We start from the raw sequence: 22,403 nt of genomic DNA, 5'->3' as shown, positions 1-22,403 counted from the left end.
CCATACAAAAAAGCGAATGATTACGTGAGAGTTGTTGGTGTTGCGAGCGGCGACCTCCACAGGGCATGAACGAAAGCTTGAGCCCACCAAACCACACATGTTAGACCTGAAAAGGGGGGGACTTGATGGAGAAGAAAAAAGTGCTGATCGTCGATGACCAATATGGCATCCGCGTGTTGTTACAGGAAGTATTGAGCAAAGAAGGATATACGATCTTTCAGGCACCGAGCGGGCAGGTAGCGCTTGAAATCATCGCGAACGAGAAACCGGATCTTGTCCTGTTGGATATGAAGATTCCCGGGATGGACGGATTGGAAATCCTGCGCCGTATCCGCAAGATTGAACCGGATACGAAAGTGATCATGATGACCGCTTATGGTGAATTGGATTTAATCAAAGAGGCAACAGCACTGGGCGCGATCACGCATTTTACCAAGCCGTTTGATATCGATGAGTTGAGAATGGCGGTTCATGCGCAAATGGTCTCATAGGAAATGGGGCCTCTTTTTTTGGAGAATGTATGCGCTTTCAAGCGAAACATGAATCATGCAGGTGGAATGAGAGTGTAAGCAGAAAGAACAGGGTTGAGAAGTGTGAATTTTTGAATACTATTAGTAAATGGTTCCGAGGGGAGAAGAAGATATGGAGCAAGCCATGATTCGTATTCGCATGAGTTCACACGATGCGCATTACGGCGGTAATCTTGTCGATGGCGCACGTATCTTGGGACTGTTCGGGGATGTCGCAACGGAATTATTGATTCGCCATGATGGAGACGAAGGCCTATTTGTAGCCTATGATTGTGTGGAATTCAAAGCTCCCGTGTACGCTGGCGATTATATCGAAGCATACGGAAAAATCACGAGAGTGGGCAATACGTCGAGAGCGATGGAATTTCACGCTTATAAAGTGATCCGGGCGAATGTGGACGCACAGAATCCATCGGCAGCGGATGTTCTTTCAGAACCGGAATTGGTCTGCTATGCCAGAGGCACTTGTGTCGTGCCAAAAGAAAAACAAAGACGCGCGAACGTTTCGCCGTAAGGGTAGGAAGGGAGGAATTCACATGGAGAAACTGATCATCACATGTGCGCTCACAGGCGCGGAAGTCACCAAAGAGGATCATCCGCGCCTGCCCGTTACACCCGACGAGATCGCCCAAGCGGCTTATGAAGCTTATCTTGCAGGAGCATCCATTGTGCATATCCATGGCCGTCTCGAGGACGGCACGCCTACTCAAGATAAAGAGGTGTATCGGGAAATTATCGAAAAGATACGAGCCAAATGCGAGATTATCATTCAGGTTTCGACGGGCGGCGCCGTGGGGATGACGGCCGAGGAGCGCATTCAGCCGGTTACTTTGCGTCCGGAAATGGCGACATTGACGACGGGAACTGTCAACTTCGGTCAAGATGTGTTCATGAATACGCCTTCCGATATCGAACAATTTGCGAAGACCCTATCCCAATACGGTGTAAAACCTGAATTGGAGATTTTTGATGTGGGAATGATACATAACGGTTTACGATTATTGAAAAAAGGTCTCATCCAAGAGCCGTTGCATTTCGACTTCGTCATGGGTGTACCCGGCGGGATTCCTGCCACTCCCAAGAATTTGCTTCATATGGTAGAATCCATCCCGCCAAATGCGACATGGTCGGTGGCGGGCGTTGGAAGAGCGCAGTTGCCGATGGCTACGATGGCGATCCTTCTCGGCGGCCACGTGCGTGTCGGTTTGGAAGACAATATCTACTATACAAAAGGTGTTCTTGCCGAAAGTAACGCGCAATTGGTCGAGCGCGTGGTGCGTATCGCGAAGGAACTGGGTCGCGAGGTCGCCAGCCCGAAAGATGCGCGCAAGATACTTGGTCTCCTATCCCATTCATGATAAGATAGGGGAAAAAGAGTAGTGGCATTATTTGAGGGAGGGAGCCAGAATGGGCTTTGCATCATTTAAAGAAGTGCTGAACGATGGACTCAAGAATGGGTACGCCGTTGGCCAATTTAACGTGAACAACCTAGAGTTTCTGCAAGCGATCGTCGAGGTAGCGGAAGAAGAACGATCCCCCGTGATTCTCGGCGTATCGGAAGGTGCCATGAAATATATGGGTCTCGAATACACGGTGGCGATGGCGAAAGCGGCTGCCGAGAAAGCGAGTGTACCTGTGATCCTGCATCTCGATCACGGTTCCTCTTATCAAGTCGTGCTCAAATGTATCCGTGCCGGTTTCTCGTCCATCATGATCGACGCATCCCACTATCCGCTGGAAGAAAACATCGCTAAGACCAAGCAGGTTGTGGATGCTTGTCATGTGCTCGGCATCGATGTGGAAGGCGAGCTTGGCCGAATCGGCGGTACGGAAGATGACTTGACTGTCGATGAGCGTGAAGCTTCCCTCGCGGTTCCGGAGGAAGCGCAACGCCTTGTACAAGAAACAGGAATCGATGCGTTGGCGCCCGCAATCGGTTCCGCACATGGTCCGTACAAAGGAAAACCGGAACTCGCCTTTGACCGTCTCGCCAAAATCCGCGATCTCACAGGCGTACCTCTCGTATTGCACGGAGGCAGCGGCATTCCGGATGAAGATATCCGCAAAGCGATCTCGCTTGGCGTATCCAAAATCAATGTGAACACAGAGAATCAAATCGCATTTACGGCGAAAGTCCGCGAAATTTTGAACAACGATGCGAAAGTGTATGATCCGCGCAAGATTCTCGGACCCGCGCGTGAAGCGATCAAAGAAGTCGTCCGCGAGAAGATCCGTCTCTTCGGTTCGAACAACCGGGCTTAGTCCTCATTTGAAGGAGTGACATCGATGAAATTTTTTATCGATACGGCGAATGTTGAGGAGATTCGTCTGGCGAATGATATGGGCGTGATCTCCGGCGTGACGACGAATCCGAGCCTTGTAGCGAAGGAAGGCCGCGATTTTTTCCAGGTATTAAAAGAAATCGTCGCGATCGTTGATGGTCCCATATCAGCGGAAGTGGTTTCTCTCGATGCCAACGGCATGATTGAAGAAGGAGAGAAGTTGGCGGCCATTCATCCCAACATTGTCATCAAGGTTCCGATGACGGCGGAAGGGTTGAAAGCTACCAAGATTTTTGCATCCAGAGGCATTAAAACGAATGTCACTCTCGTTTTCACGGCGAACCAGGCATTGTTGGCGGCACGTGCGGGTGCAACGTTCGTCTCCCCGTTCATCGGGCGTTTGGATGATATCTCCGAAAACGGCATGCATTTGATCCGTGATATCGCAGATATATTCCGCATTCACGCATTGGATACCGAAATCATTGCCGCATCCGTGCGTCACCCTGTCCATGTGACGGAAGCCGCTCTCGCAGGCGCTCATATCGCCACATGTCCATTCGGGGTGATCGAGAAAATGATCAAACACCCGTTGACCGACCAAGGAATCGAGCGGTTTCTGGCAGATTGGAGCAAAATGGATAAATAATCCTGGTTTTCTACATAAGGCACTCTTCCGCTTTGCGGGGAGTGCCTTTTTCACGAAGGACCAGAAAGTGGCGCTCTTTCTACCGCATATCTCCACCGGTTTCTCACAACCTAACATCATCAAATCGTTGTGGAGGGGGTTCGAATGAGGCATTGTAAGCGCCTTTGTCTCTCTTTCATTGCAATCATCGGGCTTACGTTTCTCATCGCAGAAGCAGGTGCGTCCGCCGATACGATCAACACAGGGGCTCATACGATGCAAACGTCTCCCTCAAAATCGCTTCCAGCCGGTGTCCTTTTTCGGAATGGCCCTCTTTCCAAAAAAGAGGTGGCCTTGACTTTTGACGACGGACCGGATCTACAATTTACGCCGCAAATTCTTGATATCTTGAAAAAAGAAGGAGTGAAAGCGACTTTTTTTCTTGTGGGAAAAAGTTCAAAGAAGTATCCCGCAATCGTGAAACGCATCGCGGAAGAGGGACATGTGATTGGGAACCACTCCTGGGATCATCGGTTATTGACCAGGCTTACACCGGAAGAGATTCGCCATGAAATCGTACAAACCGAACAGACGTTATCGAAGATCGTGGGTTATCACACCCTTCTGTTTCGCCCTCCTTACGGCGCCGCTTCCACTGATAATGTTTTGCAGATCGCTTCTATGGATTATAAAGTGATCGATTGGTCAGTAGATACACTTGACTGGAAGAGTAAGAATGCTGCCGAGATCATCGAGATCGTCAACAGAACGATTCAACCGGGCGGCATCATTCTGGAACACAGCGCCGGCCCGAAGGCATTGAAGCACACGGTCGAATCCCTGCCGGAACTGATCCGGATGCTGAAAGCGAAAGGGTATTCGCTCGTGACGATCCCTCAATTGCTCGAGATTCCAGCGTTTAAGAATTGATGAGGGATATAGTATGAGACATCTGAGAGGTTCCGTGAGAGAGGGATCCTTGGTTAAGGAAAAACCTATTACTTGATACGTTTCAATTCTCGGATTTCGCTCTCCTGCTCAATGGAACGGAGAGAAAGTGTTTCAATAATTTTTTCTTGCCGCCAAGAGGTCATTTTCAACTCATTGATATCTTTTTTCATTTCTGCGATATCTTTTTTCATAACGTCGATATCCTTTTTCATCATAACGATATCTGTTTGCATATCTGCAATATCCTTTTTCATTACAGCGATATCTTCTTTTATGTCTGCGATTTCTCCTTTCATTTGTTCGATCGTTGCTCCTTGGATATCGAGTCTTTCCAGGATTTTGTGTAACAAAACTTTGATTTCGTCCATGGGAGTCCTCCTCTCTTTGTTTGTCTGAAGGAAGGATGGTTTATAGCATTTATCTTATCATAGTTTTTGAGGATTGACATGGAAGCTTGTCTATCGTTGTCATTTTTTCACGTATAGCCTTTGATGAATAGCTTTACAAAATTCGTTCGCTCATATGTTTGTTCGCCTGATCCGTGTATAATAGAAATGTTATACTCAATGTGACGAAATGCTTTCATGATTTAAAAAGAGAAAGGAGTCATAAGATTACGATTATGGATGCACAACAAATCATCGAGTTTATCCAAAAGAGCAAAAAAACAACGCCTGTAAAGGTGTATATCAAAGGGAACCTGGAAGGTATCGACTTTGGGTCACAAGTCAAAACGTTCATCAATGGAAATACGGGCGTTTTGTTTGGCGATTGGAATGAGATTCAAGCGGTACTCGAAGGAAACAAAGACAAGATCGAGGATTATGTGGTTGAGAATGACCGACGCAATTCAGCGATTCCGTTGCTTGATCTGAAAAATATCCATGCGCGCATCGAGCCGGGCGCCATCATCCGCGATCAAGTGGAGATTGGCAACAATGCGGTTATCATGATGGGGGCCGTGATCAATATCGGTGCAGTGATCGGCGAAGGAACCATGATCGACATGAACGCGGTCGTTGGCGGTCGCGGGATCATCGGCAAGAACTGTCACATCGGTGCGGGAGCAGTCATCGCAGGCGTAATCGAACCCCCTTCAGCGACACCTGTGGTCATTGAAGATGATGTCGTCGTTGGAGCAAACGCGGTTATTTTGGAAGGTGTTCGCGTGGGCAAAGGCTCTGTCGTCGCTGCGGGCGCTGTCGTTATCGAAGATGTTCCAGCCAATGTCGTCGTTGCGGGCACACCCGCTCGCGTGATTAAAACGATCGACGAGAAAACCAAAGCCAAGACAGAAATCAAACAGGAGCTGCGTCAATTATAATGTCGAGTACAACCGGACATCCGTTTATCGACATTCGCAGGCAACTGCACCAGATTCCTGAACCCGGTTTCTCCGAATTTAAAACACAGCGGTTCTTGCTCGATTATTTAGCCGCTTTACCGCAAGAACGGATGGAAATCAAAACATGGCGGACAGGTATTCTGGTCAGAATCAAAGGGAAAAATCCCGCGAAACGCCTGGGATACAGAGCCGATATGGATGGCCTGCCGATCGAGGAGGACACTACCTACCCGTTCCGCTCTACACATCCGGGGTATATGCATGCTTGCGGCCATGATTTTCATATGGCGATTGCCCTCGGTGTGTTAACACATTTTATTCATCATCCAATCAATGACGACCTGATTTTTATTTTTCAGCCTGCCGAAGAAGGTCCAGGCGGAGCGCAACCGATGCTTGAGAGCAAGGAGTTTGCCGAATGGAGGCCCGATACTATATTTGCCCTCCATATTGCCCCCGAATACCCGGTAGGAACGATCGCGACCCGGCCGGGGATCCTTTTCGCTAATACGTCTGAGCTTTTTATCGATTTGGTAGGGCGCGGCGGACATGCCGCTTTTCCTCATCAAGCGAATGATATGGTGGTTGCGGCGGCTCATCTGCTCACACAGATCCAAAGCATCGTTTCACGAAATATCGACCCGTTGGATTCCGCGGTCGTTACCGTCGGAAAAATCGAAGGCGGCACGAAACAGAATATCATTGCGGAAAAGGCACGCCTGGAAGGAACGATTCGCACGCTGTCCATGGAATCCATGGCCAAGATTAAAGCGCGCATCGAATCCCTTGTGAGAGGCGTAGAAGCTGGTTTTGAATGCAAAGCAACGATCGATTACGGAGCCAATTACCGCCAAGTGTACAATGAAGAAACGATCACGAGGGAATTCATGGGTTGGGTGAGAGAAAACGGAAACGTGGAACTGATCGAGTGCCGGGAAGCGATGACAGGCGAAGACTTCGGCTATTTCCTTTCAGAGATCCCGGGATTCATGTTTTGGCTGGGTGTTGAGACGCCGTACGGTTTGCATCATGCAAAGATCGAGCCGAATGAGAAGGCGATCGACATTGCGATTGAATTATTGACGAAATATCTGACATGGAAATCGGATGGGGTTCGGTAACAATCGTTATCAAGAAACGGGCGTAACAAAATCGCGGGGAACGGTTTTGTTACGCCTGATTTTTTCCCTATGTCTTCGCTTCATTGGATGACCAATGGAAGGATTTTATTGAAAATCCCCTTGAACCTTGGCGATCAACTCCTGATTCGGACTGTCGAGCCAGAGGTTAAGGCGTTGAACCTCATCAGGAGCGACGTCAGCGAGTGCATGTTCCAGGTCGGCACGCGAAACGGTATGCAAGCGATTTTTCAGATAAAACTGTTTGAGAAAAGCGAAAAACTTGTCATCTCCCATATGCATGCGCAAGTCATGGTACATTAAGACCGGCCGCAGATATTCGAGATAGTAATAAGAATCCTCTTCGGAAAAGGACATGTAGGGTTGTGTGGTTTGTTTGGTAATCGGTCCGATCGAGCGACCGAGATCCCGCGGTGAATATCCTCTTTGTTCTACGAAGAGCGTCCAGTCTTGTTTGATTTCAGCCCGATAGCGCTCTTTGCCGTAACGGTCTTCCAAATACAGCCGAGCCGAATAATCGGCAAGACCTTCATCCAGCCACGGGTCGAGCGCTTTATACGTACCGACGGAAGAAAACCACCAGGCATGTGCGATTTCATGCGCAATCCACCGCTCCCCGGTGCCCCAACTCCAGATCGCACGAGAGAAGAGCGCGAGATTCGGGTATTCATGCGCGAATACGGTACCTTCAGGCATTTGAACGACCGAGAGTACGGGATATGCGAAAGCCCCGTATCGTTTCGTGTAGGTATCGATCGCATGTTTCGTCACGTCTACCAGTTGATCGAGATGGTTATCGGTTTGAGAGGCTACCGATATGTCCACCCCGTCGGCTGTCTTCCATTGTTTTTTCAGAAAGGTAGGCGATCCGATCAAGGTAAAATTGCGTACAGAATCGATTTTCCATTCGGTTACCATTTGACTCCCATATGAAATTTCCTGAACAGCCGGACCGCTGGCGAACCAGGTAAAGCCTTTCGGGTAACGCAATCGTACTGTATAATTGGCAAGATCCATCAGAAAAGGATCGCCGAATCCTTTCGGAACAGGTTTTTGTATCCACTTCCCATCGCGCTGTACAGCCACAATCGGATACCAATAGTCGAGTGACCAGATGCCATTGAATTCTCCGAATCGTGTTCCAGCGCGGGGGATCGGTGTAACAAAACGAATATCTAGCGTAGGTGAACCTTTGTAAGAAACAGGGAGCTTCACCTGTAATTGATTCGGATCCACGCGGTAATGGGCGGGTCTTTGGTTCCACTCCACGCTGACGATGCGCATAGGCTGATCGGGAGATGGATACAAATAAAAGGGTATGTCACGGTAATTTCCGGAGGGAAGAGTTACGGCGACATGACCTTTAAGTTCGTGATTTTGCGTATCCAACTCTGCGTCGATCATGTAGGTCAATGTCTTGGTTTCCCTTTCGGGATTCCCCTCTGTTTGCGTGTGTGCGAGAGTGTCGAGGAAAAAGCGGGGTTGAAGAACCTTCCACTTGTCTTCCAGCAGGGTGAGCCATCCTTGTGTGGGACGCAAGACCAACAAGAGGACGAGAGTCGTTAAGAAAACGGTCATACTGCCAGACACAAGAAAAAGTTTGCGTTTATGTTTCCGGTCGCTCATTTGGATCCACCATCCTCTACGACACTCTTGATTCTGCATCCCTTTTGTCGAATCCTGCCGAGAAGAAAAGTGTAGCACATAGTTTTAAAAGTGCTATAATAATAGTCGCAAACGCATGAACGGGAGTGTGACAAATGGAGCGCAGTTTAACGTTAGAAATCGTACGTGTGACTGAAACGGCAGCCTTGGCGGCTGCGAGATGGTTAGGGCTCGGACAGAAAAACGAGGCGGATGGCGCTGCGACCGACGCAATGAGAAGAATGTTCGATACGGTCAATATGAGGGCGACTGTGGTCATCGGCGAAGGCGAAATGGACGAGGCTCCTCAGCTTTATACCGGTGAGAGACTGGGATGCGGCACGGAGGGCGACCCTGAAGTGGATATTGCTGTCGATCCTTTGGAAGGAACGAACCTCGTGGCCAAAGGATTGCCCGGTGCATTGACTTGTGTAGCCATCGCTGATCGAGGGAATATTCTGCATGCCCCCGATATGTACATGCAAAAAATCGCCGTCGGGCCGGAAGCAAGTGGAAAAATCGATCTCGATTGGCCCGTGGCCGCGAACTTGAAAGTGGTGGCAGCCGCCAAAGGGAAAGCGATGAGTGATCTTACGGTCGTTCTGCTGGATCGGCCGCGTCATCAAGCGATCATAGATGAAGTGAGAAAAGCGGGCGCGCGCGTGAAATTAATCAGCGACGGTGACGTCGCGGCAGCTCTAGCGACTGCGTTTCCGGAACTGGGTATCGACGTTATGTTAGGAATCGGAGGAGCGCCGGAAGGCGTTTTGGCTGCCGCTGCATTGAAGTGTATGGGCGGCGATTTCCAAGGACGCCTGCTTCCTGAAGATGAATCGCAACGCCAGAAGTGTATCGACATGGGAATCGAACCGGGGCGGAAACTCTTGCTTGAAGATCTGGTGGCAGGGGATGATTGCATTTTTGCAGCGTCAGGCGTCACGGATGGCGACCTGCTTCGCGGTGTACGCTTCCTTGGAAATGACGTAGCCATGAGCCATACGGTCGTTATGCGTGCAAAAACGGGAACTGTAAGGTTCGTCGAGACGAGACACAACATGGAACGGGCAGTGAGAGCGACAGGACTCCCTCGCTAAGGCGAGGGAGTTTTTTCGCGCCATGAACACGGTCTAGCCTAGCCATAAGGCGACCAGTCCGCCGAGCAGCGAACTCAAGAAATTGACCATGTCGTTATTCATCCATCGGACTCCCCTTATCCATACCGTCGGTTTGCCGCAGTGCAGGATACGTTCCACGTCCTTTCCACAAACGGAACATCGATACATCACTTGAAGGCGGGCGCCAAGGAGAGAATCTGCCAACGCGCCCGTGACTCCTGCAACCGTAGCCGTAAACAGGTATGGAATCCATCCAACCCCAGTTGCTCCCGAAGACAGTCGGGTATTGGCTTCTTCAGGGGAAACCGATACAAACAACCAGGCACAAGCACCTATTAATAAACTGCCGCAAAGGGCCGCCAACAGTCCGAGAGGTGTCACGCCTCCGGACGTACCGGGCGGAACTTTTTTTCCCGTGAGAATCGAGCGTGGAGATTTCGTACTGAGTCCGCCAATCTCCGTTGCCCATGTGTCTGCGTTCACGGATGCCATGATACCGAGAAACGCGGCCCACCATCCGTGATGCGGGAAGAAATGATGGGCTATACACAGACATAGGGCAGCACCGCCATTCGCCAATACTTGCCCTGCATCTCGCTTACCTGATTTTTCATAAACATTCTCGTGAACTTCTTTGGCTTTTTGTTTCCATTTCGATAAAATGGATGATGAGATGAAAAACGCGAGCAATGTTCCGAACCAAGGGAGGCTGCCCCAGGCATACAGAACGGTTCCGACCCCCACCGCCGCCAAAGCGCCCGACTGTGACAACGAACGCTTCCAATAAGCGAGAAGCGCAATGCACGCACTGCCGATCAATCCCAGAATCCAGTCCATCATCGTAATGATCCCCATTTCGTCTCGTACTACCATTCCTAACAGCCCCATTATAACGAATTTCGCTTGGTTAAGAGAGACACAATGGGCGAATAGAATAGTGATGAACGATCGTATCCTTCGTTGAAACGGTTCGGAAATTTTTCTTTTCCTCTTGTAATCTAGCAGCGAATAAGATAGGAATGGTCGGGTAAACATGATATAATAAGTATCAGAGAAGCTGAAAGAGAAGGTGAAAGAAGTTTGCACATTTCTGAATTGGAAGCCAAAAAATTGACAGAGCTCTATAAACTCGCGAAAGAATATCAGATCCCTTACTACGGGACGCTGAAGAAGAAGGAATTGATCTTCGCGATCCTCCGGGCGAGAGCGGAGCGAGAAGGCTATATGTTTATGGAAGGCGTTCTCGAAATCATGCCGGATGGATACGGGTTTCTCCGCCCGATCGGATATCTCCCAAGCGGTGATGACATTTATGTTGCGGCTTCGCAGATTCGACGCTTTGACCTGCGAACGGGTGACAAAGTCTCAGGAAAAGTGAGACCGCCGAAGGAAAACGAACGATACTTCGGATTGTTGCAAGTGGAAGCCGTGAATGGCGTAGCCCCGGAAGTGGCGGCGGAACGAGTGCATTTTCCAGCCTTGACCCCATTGTTTCCACAAAAGAAATTGGTCATGGAAACCACGTCGGAAAACCTCTCCACTCGGATTATTGATTTGCTAGCACCTGTTGGCCTCGGTCAGCGCGGTTTGATTGTAGCTCCTCCTAAAGCCGGTAAAACCCTCTTGCTCAAACAGATTGCTAACTCGATTTCCACGAATTATCCCGATATTGAACTTTTCGTGCTGCTGATTGATGAACGGCCTGAAGAAGTGACCGATATGCAACGCTCGGTGCGTGGAGAAGTCATCGCATCGACATTTGACGAGGTTCCTGAAAACCATATTAAAGTAGCGGAACTGGTGCTTGAGAGGGCGATGCGCCTTGTGGAACACGGGCGGGATGTGGTCATTTTGCTCGACTCGATCACGCGGCTTGCTCGGGCGTATAACCTTGTGATTCCTCCATCGGGACGCACCTTGTCGGGGGGGATTGATCCGGCCGCTTTCCACCGTCCGAAACGATTCTTCGGTGCGGCTAGAAATATTGAGGAGGGCGGATCCCTGACCATCCTCGCGACTGCATTGGTGGAAACGGGTTCACGCATGGATGATGTGATCTACGAAGAATTTAAAGGCACCGGAAACATGGAGCTGCATCTGGATCGGCGTCTGGCAGAGAAGCGGATTTTTCCGGCGATCGATATTCGCAAATCGGGTACGCGGCGTGAAGAATTGCTGCTAACGCCGGAAGAACTGGATAAGATCTGGGCTCTGCGCAAAGCAATGAGCGATGACCCGAACTTTACCGATATCTTCCTAAAGAAGTTGAAAGAAACAAAGACAAACGAGGAGTTCCTTGCTACACTGGAGGGCATGAAGGAAGGCCGCGAGTTGTCAAAATCGCGGTAGGAGCGAGTATCCGGACTTTTTGAACATCCTCTGAATGAGTGTTCAAAAAGGAGGACAATTGAAAGGAAGATTCATGTGAACATCGTTTATGCAGATAAAGAGGGCCAGATCTTTGATGATCCTGCTCTTGCGCCCTTGGGGCGTACAGGGAATATGCTGACAGACATCCTTGAAGAAGAATTAATACCTTTACCCGAGGGAGCCACCCTGGTTTCGCTTCCAGGAACCAAGGCCGTCGGAATCGATAAGAAAACAGGAGAGACGGTAGTGATGCCCGGGGATGTGTCCGCTGTGGGCGCATTGCTTCCACAAGGGTATACACGACTCTTACTGCCCGGCTATGTGAAGCGCGAAGGGGCGGAACCGCTTCCCTTATTCGGTTATACAGCCGTCGTGTGGCACAAGAATCGTTTCTATGTGGCTGCGGATGCCACTGATGCACTGAGGGAAAGGTGGAATCCGTTGAATTATCCCGATGTGGAAAAGCATGTGAACAAGATGCTGGATGCTTATGGCGAGAATCGGATTTACCAGCATTTGAGCCACTGCTCACTCGTCTACGGCTGTTTGACGTCTCAAAATACATTTTTGCAACGCTATGAAGGCGCTTTGCCCGTGTCGTCAACCTGTAATGCAGGCTGCGTCGGATGTATCTCCGAACAGCCGGAAGAATCCTCGTTCCCATCCCCGCAAGTGCGCATGAAGTTTAAGCCAACAGTGGATGAAATGGTTGAAGTGATGGTCAACCATCTGCAAGCGGCAGAAGACGGGATCATTTCTTTCGGACAAGGATGTGAAGGAGAGCCGTCCACTCGGGGACGTGATATTGCCGAGGCGATCCGGCGGACGAGGGCAATCACGGATCGCGGGTTTATTAACATCAATACAAATGCGGGACTCACACCCATGATTCGGGAAATTGTCGATGCAGGGCTGGATTTGATGCGTATCTCCACGATTTCGGCGATTCCCGAACATTACAACGCTTATTATCGCCCGCGCGGCTACGGCGTTGAAGATGTGGCCGCATCGGCCAAGTATGCTTCGGACAAAGGCGTCTATGTATCGATCAACTACCTTGTGTTTCCGGGTGTCACAGACCGTGAAGAAGAGATCGAAGCGATGATCGATTTTATCAACAAGAACGGGATCCGCTTGATTCAGATGCGGAACCTGAACATCGATCCGGAATACTATCTGACGCATATCCCGAAACCGAAAGGGGATATTCTCGGCATGAAAACGATGATGGATATCTTCCGCGCCGAATGCCCCCATACGGAAATCGGTTCCTTCACACATGTACCGCCAGTAGAGTTTCGCAGAAAGAAAGTCATGTAGCGGAATTTTCCTTTTCATCCACATTGTCATTGCCAGTAAGTACGTGCTATAATACCATTCAGTTGATTTTTAGGCTATGGCAAATACTATGGCCGGAAAGAGGTGACAACAATGAAACAAGGTATTCATCCGGAATACAAGATCACGACAATTACCTGCGCATGTGGTAACAAGTTTGAAACAGGTTCTGTCAAAGAGAACCTCCGCGTCGAGATCTGCTCGAAATGCCACCCTTTCTTCACCGGTAAACAGAAGTTTGTCGATGCGGGCGGTCGTGTGGATCGTTTCAAGAAGAAATACAACTTGTAATGCGCAAGCAGATGAAGCCGGGCAATTTGCTCGGCTTTTTCAACGTATGAATCGCAATGATATACACATGTTTTCATGATGAGCGCTTCGAACGAAGTTTTTTACGTAGCTACTTATCAACGTTTGTTTACATAGCCGCCTTATCGGCGTCTCGATAGCAATTTTGGGGTGTCCTTGTAGGAGGAGAGATCCTGTTGTATTTTGTTAAACAATCGGGGTGGATTGAGGTCATTTGTGGCAGTATGTTTTCGGGTAAGAGCGAAGAACTGATTCGGCGGGTGAATCGGGCGCGTATCGCCAAACAGAAGGTTCAAGTGTTCAAGCCCTCGATCGATGTTCGCTATCATCATTCGGCAGTTGTGTCGCATAACGGAACACAGGAAGATGCATGGGCCGTTGATTCGGCAGCCGTGATCATGGAGTTGGTCGATCCGGATACGGAAGTGGTTGCGATCGATGAAGTGCAATTCTTCGATGAACAGATTATCGACGTATGCAATTCGCTGGCAGATCGCGGGCTTCGCGTCATCGTTGCGGGATTGGATCTCGATTTTCGCGGCAAACCGTTCGGGCCGACCCCAGTGTTAATGGCGATGGCTGAATATGTGGATAAATTGCAGGCCATCTGTGTTAAATGCGGCAATCCTGCTAACCGTACACAACGTCTGATCAATGGGCATCCGGCGTATGCGAGCGATCCCGTAATTCTGGTAGGCGCTGCAGAAAGTTATGAAGCCCGCTGCAGACATTGTCATGAAGTGCCTGTACGCCCTGCTGTTCATGTGAGCGAGTAAAGAAGATCAAGATCAGCTCCTAAAACGGTTTCCTCCTGGGGGAATTGTAGAAGCCGTTCTTAGGAGCTTCTGTGTTTAAAGATCCTCTTGATAAAACTCATCGTTATTTTGATTCTTCACGGCCGGCTCCACGACAAAGTCGCCGAGAATCACCTCTTCTGCAGCTTCTAATCCTCTGTCCTTCGAAGCTTCCGACCGATTCGGTCGTTCTCCCGCATGTTCGAACGTTTCATTGAAGTGAACAGCATCTCCGCGTAACCGATGATTCGAAGCCATTCGTTCATATACATTCTCTCCGATGATTTCAGCATCTTTAGCCCACTCGTCCAAGCCGTCTTCAGGCTTTCCTTTTTTGAATTCCATCTGCATATCTCTCCTGTGCGTGGGGTTGTATTTCTTAGATGTAATATGAACCATTTCATCTGTTATTATCGAGTGAATGGCCTTCATCGATAAAAATAAAGCATTCGGTGAAAAACTTTCCGCCCGAACGGTTACACTATGTTTGCCACTCTGTCGGAAAAGTATACGATAGAGCCCAAAATAACGGTCTTATCTTTTCAAGGAGTTGATCCGTTTGCAGCAAAACCTTTCTCTGTCAGCGCTTCAGCAACTGCGGCAAGCTACGCAAACGATGCAGAACATCTATGTGCAAGTGGAAAGTACGTTGAATGCTCCGATCCGCCAACAACACCAACAATTGGAGAGGATTCATCAAACCGTGCGTAACTGTTACGAGGAAGCTGACCGAGCCCTGTCTTTCTTACAAGAAAACGCCAAAAAAATTCAAATGCAGGCTTTACAGTCAAGACTTTGACACGAAACAAGCTCATACCTGCCATTTAACGACTCACCTGCTTTCGAAAGGCTCAATTACCATAAATAACGTAATAAAAAACGTATAGACTTGGATATAATAAAGATAACCCTTGTTTCTTCTCCTCGTAAAAACGCGGAGATAGATGTTTCCCCTTCCCATGGAAGGGGATTTTTTTATTGAATATTTACATGAATGGTATTGTACACCCAAAAAACGCAACGAAATGTCGAAAATTATAGTAAAAAAAGTGAGGAGGAATGAGAGAATAGGATGAAGAGAACAATCGTATCGATTTTAACGGGAGCAACTTTACTGGGAGGTATAACAGGCACAGCTTTCGCCGAACCGAACCTGGCTGGTCAGGTCGTCTATGGAAATATTACTTACTACAATGGTGAAGGAAAAATAGGCGCCGACGGTAAAGTCTTGTCCTCTTATGATTGTGCAACGAAAATAGGATTCGATGAACCGCCGGCAGGTACGCGCATAGCGGTTCGAAACTTGGATAACAATCGGCTCGCATTCGTGTATAAATGGGATCGAGGATCATTGCCGAACGCCGTCTTGGACGTTATGCCATACGTTTTCTCGAATATTTTGGGGCAAGACACCTATTATGGAATCATACACGGACGCTATTTCCATGATTAATGGATTGCGTACAATAGATACGTAGATCCGATTGAAGATACAGAAGTGAAGAGATGCATGAATCCCTTTGCTTCTGTATTTTTAAACATTCAGGAACGTATACATGAAGGGATGTGTTTTGGATAACGTATACGTTCCGAATGTCACATTGCTAGCTTTATAACACGATGCGTTCGTACAGTGCCTAACGAAACTTCCATACGAAAACGGCTTAGGGTTTCGGTTGATTGGGACTGTACCGGCTATAACCTAGAGGTACCGATATGACAAGAAAAATTCTACTCTCATTTGTTGCATGTATGTTCTCCGTATGGCTCGCTACCGGCTGCGGCAGAGGATCCGATCAAGAAATGCTCGTCGCTTTTTCGGATACAAATGACAGAGTGCAGTTTTATGATACGAACCCGGAAAAGAATCAGACTCAGCTTTTGGATCAGCAGCAACTGACCAACTATCCGACGGCCGTTCCGTCAGCCGATCGGAAGATCTTATATTATACGGGGCGGGATAAGAAAGGACTTATTCAATTATTCGAATGGAATCTCGCTACGAAGGAAAGGAAGCAGCTCACCGACCGTCTGGCGAATGTGGATTTTCTCCGTATCGACCCGAAACATTCGAAAATCTATATGCGGGTGGTTCTTCCGGGTGAGCGAAACTTTCATCTGGCTACATATGATATCCGGACGCAAACAGTTGATGTTTGGAATGCCGCGGAAAAAGATTTGAGTGTCAAATACTTTGATTACGATCCGTCTTCCGATCAGATCTTATCGTTAACCTATTCTTTGCAAGATGATTTTACGAAGGTCGAACAAGCCAACAAGAATCAGGCGGTGCCCCAACCGCCCACCTATCATCTGACCCTTTTTCAGCCGAACGATAAAAAGGGCAAAGAAATCACAACCATAAACAAAGATGTGACCGATGTGTCCATCTCAACCGGCGGTAAAAAGGCCCTTTTCACCGTCGCCGATTCCTTCGACGAACATGCCAAACATACCGTATATCAGTTGGATCTGGATTCCGGTCGCTCGGTTCCCCTTTTCTCAGATTCAGACACGTATACGCAGATCAAACAAGCGCAGTTTTCTTCTGACGGCAAAGGAATCTATTTTCTAGCCACGAAGGAAAACGGCGAAACGATGCATGATCAAGCGGGCTATCAATCCAAACCAAAAGCGATTTGTTATTATGATGAAACGACAAAGAAGATATCGGAAGTTTGGTATAAGACAAACGGTGTCATCAATAACTACATGCTTTTGAGATGAGCCACCGGCCAGTTTGGGAGGCAGGGATACCCCCTGCTTTTTTGTTTGCATTATGATACAATAAGGGAATCAGATGTCTCGCCTTGTTTACTAGAAGGGGCGTGTGAACAAACGATGGAGCCACAGATGTATATTGGCGGTCAGGCCGTGATCGAAGGAGTTATGATGCGCAGGGGCGACAAAGTTGCCGTCGCCGTGCGCAAACCGAACCGCGACATTCATGTCGATATGGAAACGCGCGAGTCTTTGGCTGATAAGTATCCGCTACTGCGTTGGCCGATCCTGAGGGGATGCGCAGTGCTTTATGAGTCGATGGTCGTTGGGATGCAGGCACTGACAAAGTCTTCTCACCTTGCATTTGATGAAGGTGAGGAAGCCATGTCGCCTTGGCAACTGGCGGTGACCATCTTCTCGTCACTCGTGTTCGGAATCGGGTTTTTTATATTGCTGCCAGTTTTTATCGCCAAATGGGTAACGACAAGTGGAGTCGGATTTGCTCTTGTGGAAGGGGGATTGCGCCTGGCCTTTTTTATAGGGTATATCGGGGCGATCTCTTTCATAAAAGACATCCGGCGGACTTTCGAATACCACGGAGCCGAGCATAAAACGATCAATTGCTTTGAGGCCGGAGAGGAATTGATCGTTGAGAATGTGCGCAAACACACGTTGATTCATAGACGTTGCGGAACCAGTTTCCTGCTGTTTGTTTTTCTTTTTTCGATCGTTTTGTTTTCCTTCTTCTCTGGGCAAACGTTACCTTTGCTGTACAAAGTTCTTGCCCGGATACTTTTATTGCCTGTCGTGGCGGGGCTGTCCTACGAGTTGATCCGTTTGTCCGCATCCACGACAAACCCGCTGTTGCTCGCACTTGTTACGCCGGGTTTTTGGATGCAGCGCATGACGACGCGCGAACCCGATGACGAACAGATCGAAGTGGCGATCGCATCCGTGAAAGCGATTCTTGAGGAGCATACCGAAGATGATCGCGCCGGATCTTCATATACGGATGAGTCGGCGACAGGATAGCGGGGAATGGAGTGACTTTTGGGCGCAAGGCGATATAGCCATCTAAGCACGACTTTCAATAGCAGTGAGGTGATTGTATATGATCGATCGTCTGCAAGCGATCGAAGACCGATATAACCAACTATCCGATCTTCTCTGTGACCCTGAGGTCATCAACAATCCCGAGAAGTTGCGCACGTATGCCAAAGAGCAAGCCGATATCGAGGAAACCGTGCAAGTCTTTCGCGAATACAAAAAAGTTGTGAAAGGGATTGCGGACGCGAAATCTATGTTTCAGGAAAAACTCGACGACGAAATGCGCGAACTCGTCAAGATGGAGCTTGACGAACTGACGGAACGGGAAGCCGATTTAAAGGAAAAACTGACCGTTCTCTTATTGCCGAAAGATCCGAATGATGACAAGAACGTCATCGTCGAGATCCGCGGTGCCGTAGGAGGGGAAGAAGCGGCATTGTTCGCAGGTGATTTGTTCCGCATGTATACGCGTTATGCAGAACGAAACGGTTGGAAAATCGATGTGATCGACGCGGCGGAAACAGACCTCGGCGGTTATAAAGAGATCATCTTCATGGTCAATGGCAAAGGGGCTTATTCCAAGCTGAAATTCGAATCGGGCGGTCATCGTGTACAGCGGGTTCCGGCAACCGAATCGGGAGGACGCATTCATACATCGATGGCGACTGTTGCCGTATTGCCGGAAGTCGAAGAGGTGGAAGTGGAGATTCACGAGAAAGATTTGCGGATCGATACGTTTTGCTCGACGGGTCCCGGCGGGCAGTCTGTGAATACCACGCAGTCGGCGATCCGTATCACCCACCTTCCCACCGGGATTGTTGTCTCCTGCCAAGACGAGAAATCCCAATTGAAGAATAAAGAAAAGGCGTTGAAAGTGTTACGTGCACGCCTTTATGAAAAGCAACAACAGGAGCAACAAGCCGAATTGGCTGCCGCGCGCAAGAGTCAAGTGGGTTCAGGTGACCGCTCCGAACGCATTCGTACGTACAATTTCCCGCAAAGCCGTGTCACCGATCATCGGGTCGGACTGACATTGCACAGATTGGACGCGGTTCTGCAAGGCGATCTCGATGAGATTATTAACACGTTGATCGCGGCAGAGCGCAGTGAACAGTTGAAGGCGGCGGGCAATGACTAAGGAAACGATACGGGATGTCATCTTAAGGGCATCCCGTTTTTTAGAGGACAAAGGGATTCGCCACCCGCGCTTAAATGCGGAAGTTCTCTTGCAACACGTATTGGGGTGGGAGAAATATCAACTGCTTGCGGAAATGCACATGGAGTTTCCCGAAGAAAGCCGCGAGACTTACGAACGGTTGATCAAGCGGCGCGGGTCGCATGAACCGTTGCAATATATCGTGGGGCATCAGGAGTTTTTTGGGCGCGATTTCATCGTGCGTAAAGGGGTTCTCATCCCCCGGCCGGAAACGGAGATCTTGGTTGAAGAAGTCTGTAAACGGAAAGAGATGTTTACCGGTCATCCGGTGATCGTGGATGTCGGTACCGGCTCAGGCGCGATTGCCGTTACGCTGGCACTGGAGTGGCCCGAAGCGAAAGTGTTGGCGATCGATCTGTCAAAGGATGCTCTTCTCGTCGCCCAGGAAAACGCAGCGCGTCTCAGAGCTTCCGTATCTTTCCTTCAGGGGAATCTGCTTGAACCGATCTTGCGGAAAGGCCAGCGAGTCGATGTACTCGTTTCGAATCCTCCTTATATCCCGAGTGAAGATGTGCAACACCTCGACGAAGAAGTCCGTTGCTATGAACCGCTATTGGCGCTTGACGGCGGAGAAGACGGATTGAGTCCCTATCGCATGATGGTCACGCAGTTGCCTCTTGTAATGCGGGAAGAAGGTCCTGCCCTCGTAGCGTTTGAGGTCGGCATCCATCAGGCGGAAGCAGTCGCCCGCTTGATCGAACAAGGATGGCCGCCGGCGAAAACGACAATCATACCCGATTGGCAAGGGATCGGTCGTGTCGTGATCGGCTGGCGTGAATCTATCAATTGGTTTTGCTAGAAAAGTATATTCAAGAGCCCTCCCGGAGATACTGAATCTATCAAGCAAAAGTATCAGGGGAGGGCTTCATGATGCGGGTCAAAATCATGTTCGGACTTGCTTTAACAATGCTGGTCACGATGGCGGGTAGCGGATGGCAGACGACATTTGGCGGTCTTACCGCTTTGGCAGAACAGGAAGAAGTCATTGGATCATCCGTTTCTGAAATTCCCGATCATGCCATTCGCTTTCGCGTCATTGCCAACTCGGATTCACCGGAAGATCAGCTGCTGAAGCGAGAGGTTCGCGACCGTGTCATTGAAGAAGTAGGGAAAAAACTGTACCGCGTACAAACGGAAGAAGAAGCGAGGCAGATTCTGAAACGAGATATATCGGAGATCGACCGAATCGCAAAAGAAGTGCTGCGGGAGAAAGGTTCTTCCTATCCGGTGAAAACCGAGTATGGGATCGTCCCTTTTCCGACAAAGATCTATGGGGATAAAGTATATCCGGCAGGCAATTATGAAGCGCTGCGCATTGTTATCGGCAAAGGAGACGGACAGAACTGGTGGTGCGTTTTATTTCCTTCCTTATGTTTCGTGGACATCGCGAATGGAGATGCCGTACAGGTCAAACCGAAAGATATGGACGCTTCCGTCAAACCTCTCGGTACGATCGAAGTCTCTTACGGTAATCCCTCCCATAAACAGAAAGTCCAAGTTCGTTCCGCCATTCTCGATGAGATCATCCGTATGTTTACAAGGATCAGCAGTTTCTTTCACAAACTGTTTCACTCATAGATGACCGGGTTCTTTATCGGAACCTGTTTTTTCGTGTACAGGGGTGAGAGTGATGTTTGGCATCAAGGATCTTTTACTGAATATCCTGATCATCATCATAGGGATCTTAATCTATTACTCCATTAAAATCGAACAGCGATTTCAAAAATTAATCATCGGGTTGATTTCTGTGACCGCAACAGTCGCATGCATGATTTTTCCGTTTACGATCGTGCCTGGGAACATATATGATCTGCGTTCGATACCGATCCTTCTCGGTTTCTTGTACGGAGGATATGAAGTGGGCCTTGCAGATCTGTTGGCAGCCCTTCTTTATCGTTATGGATTGGGTGGGTACGGATTCTATACGGCGCTATACAGTGCGATCGCATTGGTGGGCTTGACCGTTTTTTTTGTTCCCCTGTATCAAACCTTGAATCGAAAGCGCAGAATTCTGACGGCCATGGCCATCGCTTTTTCCACGTCGTTGCTCATTGCGCTCATCGGATACTATCGAATCCATGAACTGGTTCCCGACAGTAAGGAAAACATACTGGTTTTCTTCGCCGGTTTTTGTTTTCTTCATGTTCTTGCCATGTGGGTCTCCGTTCATTTGATTGAAAATATGCGGGAAAACAAGGCGATGGAAATCGAGATGCAAAAAGCGGAGAAGTTGCATGTGTTAGGTGAGCTTGCCGCCTCCATCGCACATGAGATCCGCAATCCCATGACGGTGGTTCGGGGGTTTGTCCAGCTTTTATGCTCGCGGGAGGTAAGTGAAGAAGACAAACGGTATATGAAATTGATCATCGATGAGTTGGACAGGGCCGAAGAGATCATCAACGATTACTTGTCTCTCACGAAACCGCAAATCGAGAAAGCGGAAACATTCGATGTCGTGGAGCATGTTCGACATATCGCAAATGTATTATCTTCTTGTGCGAAACCGCGAAATGTGGAAATCGAAATGAAAGGGGACAGTTCTTGTTCACTGACGACCAACCAAGTCAGGTTTAGTCAGGTGTTGGTCAATTTGATGAAAAACGGAATTGAAGCCATGACCAAGGGCGGAACGCTTCAAGTATTCGTTTGCCGTAAAGATGAACATGTGATTATCGAGATCATCGATACGGGTGTCGGAATGACACGGGATGAAATCAACCGGTTGGGAACCCCATTTTATTCGACAAAAGAGAAAGGAACAGGGTTGGGATTGATGGCCAGTTATCGGATTGTACAATTGATGAACGGCAAGATTCAAGTAGACAGCGAGAAAGGGAAAGGAACCTGCTTCTCTATCATTTTGCCTCAATCATCTCGTAAAGAAATATAGGCGAGAAGGTCTATGATCCTTGACTCATTCATATGTATCATTAATGATGGCAGTAGAATACGAGATTCATACCAGGGGGATATC

At 48.8% G+C, this 22,403-nt stretch carries 25 protein-coding genes; 21 read left to right on the top strand and 4 right to left on the bottom strand.

The window, feature by feature from the left end; all coding sequences use genetic code 11:
* The first annotated feature begins 125 nt into the window (after positions 1 to 125).
* From DNHGIG_RS06605 to DNHGIG_RS06580, 6 genes are all read left to right on the top strand, one after another.
* Positions 126 to 491 (top strand): response regulator, encoded by a 366-nt coding sequence (locus DNHGIG_RS06605; protein WP_282198930.1) that lies wholly within the window; start codon positions 126 to 128, stop codon positions 489 to 491.
* 151 nt (positions 492 to 642) lie between these two features.
* Positions 643 to 1,044, top strand: a complete 402-nt coding sequence (gene kal / locus DNHGIG_RS06600) for a 3-aminobutyryl-CoA ammonia lyase (protein WP_282198929.1) — start codon at positions 643 to 645, stop codon at positions 1,042 to 1,044.
* A gap of 22 nt (positions 1,045 to 1,066) precedes the next feature.
* Positions 1,067 to 1,888, top strand: coding sequence for a 3-keto-5-aminohexanoate cleavage enzyme (gene kce / locus DNHGIG_RS06595; RefSeq protein WP_282198928.1), 822 nt, complete (start codon positions 1,067 to 1,069; stop codon positions 1,886 to 1,888).
* A gap of 49 nt (positions 1,889 to 1,937) precedes the next feature.
* The gene (locus DNHGIG_RS06590; protein ID WP_282198927.1) at positions 1,938 to 2,792 is read left to right on the top strand and encodes a class II fructose-1,6-bisphosphate aldolase; all 855 of its coding nucleotides are present in this window, start codon (positions 1,938 to 1,940) and stop codon (positions 2,790 to 2,792) included.
* A 24-nt stretch (positions 2,793 to 2,816) separates the two neighbouring features.
* Positions 2,817 to 3,461 (top strand): fructose-6-phosphate aldolase, encoded by a 645-nt coding sequence (gene fsa / locus DNHGIG_RS06585; RefSeq protein WP_282198926.1) that lies wholly within the window; start codon positions 2,817 to 2,819, stop codon positions 3,459 to 3,461.
* Positions 3,462 to 3,605: 144 nt separating this feature from the next.
* Positions 3,606 to 4,370, top strand: coding sequence for a polysaccharide deacetylase family protein (locus DNHGIG_RS06580; RefSeq protein WP_282198925.1), 765 nt, complete (start codon positions 3,606 to 3,608; stop codon positions 4,368 to 4,370).
* Positions 4,371 to 4,438: 68 nt separating this feature from the next.
* On the opposite strand, the gene DNHGIG_RS06575 is transcribed toward DNHGIG_RS06580, so the two are convergent.
* Entirely contained in the window at positions 4,439 to 4,759 is a 321-nt protein-coding gene (locus DNHGIG_RS06575) for a hypothetical protein (protein ID WP_282198924.1), read from the bottom strand.
* 245 nt (positions 4,760 to 5,004) lie between these two features.
* On the opposite strand from DNHGIG_RS06575, the gene dapD reads away from it, so the two are divergent.
* The gene (gene dapD / locus DNHGIG_RS06570; protein WP_282201368.1) at positions 5,005 to 5,715 is read left to right on the top strand and encodes a 2,3,4,5-tetrahydropyridine-2,6-dicarboxylate N-acetyltransferase; all 711 of its coding nucleotides are present in this window, start codon (positions 5,005 to 5,007) and stop codon (positions 5,713 to 5,715) included.
* On the top strand, positions 5,715 to 6,857 hold the full coding sequence (locus tag DNHGIG_RS06565; RefSeq protein WP_282198923.1) for an N-acetyldiaminopimelate deacetylase: 1,143 nt from the start codon (positions 5,715 to 5,717) through the stop codon (positions 6,855 to 6,857). The genes dapD and DNHGIG_RS06565 overlap by 1 nt, the downstream gene beginning before the upstream one ends.
* A 105-nt stretch (positions 6,858 to 6,962) precedes the next feature.
* Here DNHGIG_RS06565 and DNHGIG_RS06560 read toward each other — a convergent pair whose 3' ends face one another.
* Positions 6,963 to 8,501 carry a M1 family aminopeptidase gene (locus DNHGIG_RS06560; protein ID WP_282198922.1) on the bottom strand — a complete coding sequence of 513 codons (1,539 nt, stop codon included), beginning with the start codon at positions 8,499 to 8,501 and terminating at the stop codon, positions 6,963 to 6,965.
* A 134-nt stretch (positions 8,502 to 8,635) separates the two neighbouring features.
* Here DNHGIG_RS06560 and glpX point away from each other — a divergent pair, with 134 nt between their 5' ends.
* The gene (gene glpX, locus DNHGIG_RS06555; protein ID WP_282198921.1) at positions 8,636 to 9,613 is read left to right on the top strand and encodes a class II fructose-bisphosphatase; all 978 of its coding nucleotides are present in this window, start codon (positions 8,636 to 8,638) and stop codon (positions 9,611 to 9,613) included.
* A 33-nt stretch (positions 9,614 to 9,646) separates the two neighbouring features.
* On the opposite strand, the gene DNHGIG_RS06550 is transcribed toward glpX, so the two are convergent.
* Positions 9,647 to 10,474, bottom strand: a complete 828-nt coding sequence (locus DNHGIG_RS06550) for a DUF92 domain-containing protein (protein WP_282201367.1) — start codon at positions 10,472 to 10,474, stop codon at positions 9,647 to 9,649.
* 240 nt (positions 10,475 to 10,714) lie between these two features.
* Between DNHGIG_RS06550 and rho the strand changes: the two genes are divergently transcribed.
* The 4 genes from rho (at position 10,715) to DNHGIG_RS06530 (ending at position 14,427) form a co-directional block, all read left to right on the top strand.
* Positions 10,715 to 11,983 (top strand): transcription termination factor Rho, encoded by a 1,269-nt coding sequence (gene rho, locus DNHGIG_RS06545; RefSeq protein WP_282198920.1) that lies wholly within the window; start codon positions 10,715 to 10,717, stop codon positions 11,981 to 11,983.
* A 75-nt stretch (positions 11,984 to 12,058) separates the two neighbouring features.
* Positions 12,059 to 13,324, top strand: coding sequence for a radical SAM family protein (locus tag DNHGIG_RS06540; protein ID WP_282198919.1), 1,266 nt, complete (start codon positions 12,059 to 12,061; stop codon positions 13,322 to 13,324).
* 111 nt (positions 13,325 to 13,435) lie between these two features.
* Complete coding sequence (gene rpmE / locus DNHGIG_RS06535; protein ID WP_282198918.1) at positions 13,436 to 13,633, top strand: 50S ribosomal protein L31; 198 nt, start codon at positions 13,436 to 13,438, stop codon at positions 13,631 to 13,633.
* A 194-nt stretch (positions 13,634 to 13,827) separates the two neighbouring features.
* Entirely contained in the window at positions 13,828 to 14,427 is a 600-nt protein-coding gene (locus DNHGIG_RS06530; RefSeq protein WP_282198917.1) for a thymidine kinase, read from the top strand.
* Between the two features lie 75 nt (positions 14,428 to 14,502).
* Here the strand turns inward: DNHGIG_RS06530 and DNHGIG_RS06525 are convergent, their stop codons facing one another.
* Positions 14,503 to 14,790 (bottom strand): hypothetical protein, encoded by a 288-nt coding sequence (locus tag DNHGIG_RS06525; protein WP_282198916.1) that lies wholly within the window; start codon positions 14,788 to 14,790, stop codon positions 14,503 to 14,505.
* Positions 14,791 to 15,004: 214 nt separating this feature from the next.
* Here DNHGIG_RS06525 and DNHGIG_RS06520 point away from each other — a divergent pair, with 214 nt between their 5' ends.
* From DNHGIG_RS06520 to DNHGIG_RS06485, 8 genes are all read left to right on the top strand, one after another.
* The gene (locus DNHGIG_RS06520; RefSeq protein ID WP_282198915.1) at positions 15,005 to 15,244 is read left to right on the top strand and encodes a hypothetical protein; all 240 of its coding nucleotides are present in this window, start codon (positions 15,005 to 15,007) and stop codon (positions 15,242 to 15,244) included.
* 273 nt (positions 15,245 to 15,517) lie between these two features.
* Positions 15,518 to 15,898, top strand: a complete 381-nt coding sequence (locus DNHGIG_RS06515; RefSeq protein ID WP_282198914.1) for an RlpA-like double-psi beta-barrel domain-containing protein — start codon at positions 15,518 to 15,520, stop codon at positions 15,896 to 15,898.
* Positions 15,899 to 16,161: 263 nt separating this feature from the next.
* Positions 16,162 to 17,172: a TolB-like translocation protein gene (locus DNHGIG_RS06510; RefSeq protein WP_282198913.1), complete on the top strand. Its 1,011-nt coding sequence runs from the start codon at positions 16,162 to 16,164 to the stop codon at positions 17,170 to 17,172.
* Between the two features lie 114 nt (positions 17,173 to 17,286).
* A complete protein-coding gene (locus tag DNHGIG_RS06505; protein ID WP_282198912.1) occupies positions 17,287 to 18,198 on the top strand; it encodes a DUF1385 domain-containing protein in 912 nt (303 codons plus the stop codon).
* A gap of 79 nt (positions 18,199 to 18,277) precedes the next feature.
* Positions 18,278 to 19,351, top strand: coding sequence for a peptide chain release factor 1 (gene prfA / locus DNHGIG_RS06500; protein WP_282198911.1), 1,074 nt, complete (start codon positions 18,278 to 18,280; stop codon positions 19,349 to 19,351).
* Positions 19,344 to 20,228: a peptide chain release factor N(5)-glutamine methyltransferase gene (gene prmC, locus DNHGIG_RS06495; RefSeq protein WP_282198910.1), complete on the top strand. Its 885-nt coding sequence runs from the start codon at positions 19,344 to 19,346 to the stop codon at positions 20,226 to 20,228. Before prfA ends, prmC begins: the two co-directional genes overlap by 8 nt.
* 68 nt (positions 20,229 to 20,296) lie before the next feature.
* Positions 20,297 to 21,007, top strand: a complete 711-nt coding sequence (gene spoIIR, locus DNHGIG_RS06490) for a stage II sporulation protein R (RefSeq protein WP_282198909.1) — start codon at positions 20,297 to 20,299, stop codon at positions 21,005 to 21,007.
* A 52-nt stretch (positions 21,008 to 21,059) separates the two neighbouring features.
* A complete protein-coding gene (locus DNHGIG_RS06485; protein WP_282198908.1) occupies positions 21,060 to 22,319 on the top strand; it encodes an ATP-binding protein in 1,260 nt (419 codons plus the stop codon).
* Positions 22,320 to 22,403: the final 84 nt, after the last annotated feature.

This window comes from Collibacillus ludicampi (assembly GCF_023705585.1).
In the GTDB taxonomy this organism is placed as follows: domain Bacteria; phylum Bacillota; class Bacilli; order Tumebacillales; family BOQE01; genus Collibacillus; species Collibacillus ludicampi.
The sequence above is the reverse complement of the archived record's forward strand: the minus strand, read 5'-3'. Positions and strand labels throughout refer to the sequence as shown.

Excerpts from the sequence above, each read along its gene's own strand:
- DNHGIG_RS06605 (WP_282198930.1), top strand. The coding sequence starts at position 126 with ATGGAGAAGAAAAAAGTGCTGATCGTCGATGACCAATATGGCATCCGC.
- kal (WP_282198929.1), top strand. The coding sequence starts at position 643 with ATGGAGCAAGCCATGATTCGTATTCGCATGAGTTCACACGATGCGCAT.
- kce (WP_282198928.1), top strand. The coding sequence starts at position 1,067 with ATGGAGAAACTGATCATCACATGTGCGCTCACAGGCGCGGAAGTCACC.
- DNHGIG_RS06590 (WP_282198927.1), top strand. The coding sequence starts at position 1,938 with ATGGGCTTTGCATCATTTAAAGAAGTGCTGAACGATGGACTCAAGAAT.
- fsa (WP_282198926.1), top strand. The coding sequence starts at position 2,817 with ATGAAATTTTTTATCGATACGGCGAATGTTGAGGAGATTCGTCTGGCG.
- DNHGIG_RS06580 (WP_282198925.1), top strand. The coding sequence starts at position 3,606 with ATGAGGCATTGTAAGCGCCTTTGTCTCTCTTTCATTGCAATCATCGGG.
- DNHGIG_RS06575 (WP_282198924.1), bottom strand. The coding sequence starts at position 4,759 with ATGGACGAAATCAAAGTTTTGTTACACAAAATCCTGGAAAGACTCGAT.
- DNHGIG_RS06565 (WP_282198923.1), top strand. The coding sequence starts at position 5,715 with ATGTCGAGTACAACCGGACATCCGTTTATCGACATTCGCAGGCAACTG.
- DNHGIG_RS06560 (WP_282198922.1), bottom strand. The coding sequence starts at position 8,501 with ATGAGCGACCGGAAACATAAACGCAAACTTTTTCTTGTGTCTGGCAGT.
- glpX (WP_282198921.1), top strand. The coding sequence starts at position 8,636 with ATGGAGCGCAGTTTAACGTTAGAAATCGTACGTGTGACTGAAACGGCA.
- DNHGIG_RS06550 (WP_282201367.1), bottom strand. The coding sequence starts at position 10,474 with ATGATGGACTGGATTCTGGGATTGATCGGCAGTGCGTGCATTGCGCTT.
- rpmE (WP_282198918.1), top strand. The coding sequence starts at position 13,436 with ATGAAACAAGGTATTCATCCGGAATACAAGATCACGACAATTACCTGC.
- DNHGIG_RS06525 (WP_282198916.1), bottom strand. The coding sequence starts at position 14,790 with ATGGAATTCAAAAAAGGAAAGCCTGAAGACGGCTTGGACGAGTGGGCT.
- DNHGIG_RS06515 (WP_282198914.1), top strand. The coding sequence starts at position 15,518 with ATGAAGAGAACAATCGTATCGATTTTAACGGGAGCAACTTTACTGGGA.
- DNHGIG_RS06510 (WP_282198913.1), top strand. The coding sequence starts at position 16,162 with ATGACAAGAAAAATTCTACTCTCATTTGTTGCATGTATGTTCTCCGTA.
- DNHGIG_RS06505 (WP_282198912.1), top strand. The coding sequence starts at position 17,287 with ATGGAGCCACAGATGTATATTGGCGGTCAGGCCGTGATCGAAGGAGTT.
- prfA (WP_282198911.1), top strand. The coding sequence starts at position 18,278 with ATGATCGATCGTCTGCAAGCGATCGAAGACCGATATAACCAACTATCC.
- prmC (WP_282198910.1), top strand. The coding sequence starts at position 19,344 with ATGACTAAGGAAACGATACGGGATGTCATCTTAAGGGCATCCCGTTTT.
- spoIIR (WP_282198909.1), top strand. The coding sequence starts at position 20,297 with ATGATGCGGGTCAAAATCATGTTCGGACTTGCTTTAACAATGCTGGTC.
- DNHGIG_RS06485 (WP_282198908.1), top strand. The coding sequence starts at position 21,060 with ATGTTTGGCATCAAGGATCTTTTACTGAATATCCTGATCATCATCATA.